The organism is Methylobacterium sp. CCH5-D2 (assembly GCF_001556475.1).
In the GTDB taxonomy this organism is placed as follows: domain Bacteria; phylum Pseudomonadota; class Alphaproteobacteria; order Rhizobiales; family Beijerinckiaceae; genus Methylobacterium; species Methylobacterium hispanicum.
This window is the reverse complement of the sequence record NZ_LSIX01000539.1, coordinates 1-3,427: the sequence shown is the minus strand read 5'-3', so window position 1 is coordinate 3,427 and position 3,427 is coordinate 1. Positions and strand designations below refer to the sequence as shown.

General features: G+C 69.6%; 3 protein-coding genes and 1 pseudogene. All 4 read right to left on the bottom strand.

Annotated elements, in window-relative coordinates; all coding sequences use genetic code 11:
• Window positions 1-349: 349 nt before the first annotated feature.
• A complete protein-coding gene (locus tag AX737_RS13830; protein WP_066922226.1) occupies window positions 350-1,183 on the bottom strand; it encodes a phosphatidylcholine/phosphatidylserine synthase in 834 nt (277 codons plus the stop codon).
• 18 nt (window positions 1,184-1,201) lie between these two features.
• A complete protein-coding gene (locus tag AX737_RS13825) occupies window positions 1,202-1,912 on the bottom strand; it encodes a phosphatidylserine decarboxylase (RefSeq protein WP_066922224.1) in 711 nt (236 codons plus the stop codon).
• 139 nt (window positions 1,913-2,051) lie between these two features.
• The gene (locus tag AX737_RS13820; protein ID WP_066922222.1) at window positions 2,052-2,894 is read right to left on the bottom strand and encodes a transglutaminase family protein; all 843 of its coding nucleotides are present in this window, start codon (window positions 2,892-2,894) and stop codon (window positions 2,052-2,054) included.
• Window positions 2,895-3,051: 157 nt separating this feature from the next.
• Window positions 3,052-3,427, bottom strand: a pseudogene (locus AX737_RS13815) (metal ABC transporter permease); the annotation flags it as partial.

Below are 3,427 nucleotides of genomic sequence, written 5' to 3'. Positions count from 1 at the left end.
CCCCTCACCCCAACCCTCTCCCTATGGGAGAGGGGGCATGGCGCGGTTCACCTCAAAGGGTCGAACAGATCAACCAGAGGTCGGATCATACCGTTTCCGGTTGATGGGTTCGGTCTAACGCATCGTCTCAGGACGAAGCGCGGGTCCCCTCCCCCAAAGGGAGAGGGACAGGGTGAGGGGTATGACGCTGCCATACGAGGCGGCGCCCTGAACGCGCGTCGATGGTGTGCGCAGTTCTGGGGCGTCATACCCCTCACCCGGCTTTCTGCGAAAGCAGACCTCTCCGGATGGGAGAGGGGGCACGGCGCTGTTCACCGCGCGCGGTCGAACCAGTCACCCGGAGGTCGGATCAGACCGTCGCGGCGGGCCGCTCCGAATCGGTCCGCGCTGCGTCCTCGAGCTTCTGGCGGCGGCGGTACTGCGCGGCACCCACCGGCACGGTTGCCAGATACGCGATGCTGATCGCCACCAGCGACTCGAACGGGAAGCTGATCACCACGCCGAAGATGGCCACGCCCGCCAGGAAGATCGGCAGCACCCAGGCCCGCGGCACGCGCTTGCCCATGGTCTTGCCCGAGAAGGTCGGGACCGTGGAGACCACGAGGAGCGCGATGCAGAGCACGTAGACGAGGATCGCGGGCGCCGCCCACGACTCGAAGCCGAGGCCGAGGAAGCTGAGATAGAGCGGCAGCATCGCGGTGAGCGCCCCGGCCGGGGCCGGCATGCCGACGAAGAAGTCCTTCTTCCACTCGGGCCGGTTGGGGTCGTCCAGCATCGCGTTGAAGCGGGCGAGCCGGAGCCCCATGGCGATCGCGAAGATCAGCGCCACGATCCAGCCGATCGATTTCAGGTTGTGCAGGGCGAAGCCGTAGAGGATCAGCGCCGGGGCGCAGCCGAAATTGACGAAGTCGGCCAGCGAATCGAGTTCGGCCCCGAAGCGCGAGGTGCCCTTGAGGAGGCGCGCCACCCGCCCGTCGATGCCGTCGAGCAGCCCCGCGACCACGATGGCGATCACCGCCGGCTCGAACTTGCCCTCGAAGGCCAGCCGGATCGCGGTCAGCCCGAGGCAGAGCGCCATCAGGGTGATCATGTTGGGCGCGATCATCCGGAACGGCACCGGCTTGAACCGGCGCGGGCGCGGCTCGTTGGCGTCCGGCTCGAAGGGCGGGAAGAGGTCGTCCATCGGGCTCCCCCCTCGTCCTCAGATGCGCCGGAACTGGCGCTCGGGTCCGCCCGCGAGGTCGGCCAGCACCGTCTCGCCGGCCACCGCCTTCTGGCCGAGCCCGACGAGCACCCGTGTGCCCTCCGGCAGGTAGACGTCCACGCGCGAGCCGAAGCGGATCAGGCCGAAGCGCTCGCCGACCTGGAGCTGGTCGCCCGCGCCCACGAAGCCGACGATGCGGCGCGCCACCAGCCCCGCGATCTGCACCACGCCGACCCGCACCGGCATGTCGCGGAACTTGGTCTCGATCACGAGGCCGTTGCGCTCGTTGTCCTCGCTCGCCTTGTCGAGCTCGGCGTTCAGGAACAGGCCCGGCGTGTAGTGGATCTGCCCGATCGTGCCCGTCACCGGCGTGCGGTTCACGTGGCAGTCGAACACGTTCATGAAGACCGAGACCCGCGTCATCGGCACCTGGGGCAGGTCGAGCTCCGGCGGCGGCAGGACCTTGGCGATGAGGTTCACCCGCCCGTCCGCGGGCGAGACCACGAGGCCGTCGCCGACCGGCGTGACGCGCTCCGGGTCGCGGAAGAAGTAGCACACCCACAGCGTCAGGATCAGGAAGATCCAGCCGAAGAACTGGGAGAAGTAGCCGGCCAGCACCGTCAGCACGATGCCGATCAGGATGAAGGGGTAGCCCTCCTTGTGGATGGGCACCAGCACCCGACGCATCGTCTCGAAGAGATCGGTCATGGGCTCCGGGTCATCCTTCTCGCGGCGGCCGACCCGTCCGGGGTCAGGCCGCCGCGGATGGCAGTCCCATCGGCTTCCGTCAACCGTCCGGCGGGTCGCGGCCGCCGATCCGTCTCGCGGCGTTACGGGTGCGCCGCCCTCACGCCGCCTGCGCGAGCGGCATCTCCGGCACCTCGTCGGTGTGGACCTCGAACCGGGCGAGCCAGGCCGGGCCGAAGCTCGTGGTCAGCGCGCAGTCGGTGGCGTCGCGCCCGCGCGCCATCACGATGCGTCCGATGCGGGGCGTGTTGTGGCGGGCGTCGAACGTGTACCAGCGCGGCCCCTCGGGGCCTTCGAGGAACACCTCGAACCAGGCCGAGAAGTCCATCGGCGCGGGGTCCTTCGGCACGCCGATATCGCCGAGATAGCCGGTGGCGTAGCGGGCCGGGATGTTCATGCAACGGCAGAGCGTGATGGCCAGATGCGCGAAGTCGCGGCAGACGCCGACCTGCTGACCGTGCCCGTCATGGGCCGAGCGCGTCGCGTCCGCCATCTGGTAATCGAAGCGCAGCCGGTTGTGGGCGTAGTCCACGATGGCCTGGACGCGGGCCCAGCCCTCCGGCGTGGAGCCGAACAGGTTCCAGGCGGTCTGCGAGAGCTTGTCGGTGTCGCAGTAGCGCGAGCCCAGCAGGAAGATCATCACGTCGTCCGGCAGGTCGTGGACCGGGATCTGGCGCGCGGCCGGTGCGACGTCGTCGGGCGTGCCCGGATCGGCCACCACGAAGTCGGCGCTCATGGTGATGCGCCCGCCCGGCGCGACGATACGGGTGCAGACGTTGCCGAAGGCGTCGATGCTCTGCCTCGCCGGCACCGGCGGATCGAAGCGGATCACCTCCGGTGTGACCAGATCCGCCTGCCGCTCGGGCCGGATGTTGAGCAGCAGGTTCATCGGCGTCGGGCCGGACGTGTCGAAGGCGAGGGTGAAGCCGGTGCGGATCTGCATGGGAAAGATCTGAAGAGGGGCGGGTCGAGACGAAGGACTGCGCGGGGCCCGCGCGATCGGATCGCTAAACCCGGCCCGAACGCGTCGGTTCCGCAGATCTCACCCGCGTCGAATTCAGATCATGCCCAAATATTCGCCATCCTGCGCCCGGCGCCGTCTACTCCGCCGCCACGGCATCCCGCTGCGCCGATGGGGCACCCGCCTCCTCCCGGTCCTCCTCCCGGTCCTCCGCCCGCTTCAGCGCCTCGCGGGCGGCGTCGGCCTCGCGCTGGCGGTTCCACAGGGCGGCGTAGGTGCCGCCGCGGGCCAGCAGCGCCCCGTGGGTGCCCCGCTCCACGATCACGCCGCGGTCGAGCACGAGGATCTCGTCGGCGTTGACCACGGTCGAGAGCCGGTGGGCGATGACCAGCGTGGTACGGCCCCGGGAGACCTGGTCGAGCGCGTGCTGGATCTCGCGCTCGGTGAAGGAATCGAGCGCCGATGTCGCCTCGTCGAGGACGAGGATCGGCGGGCCCTTGAGGATCGTGCGGGCG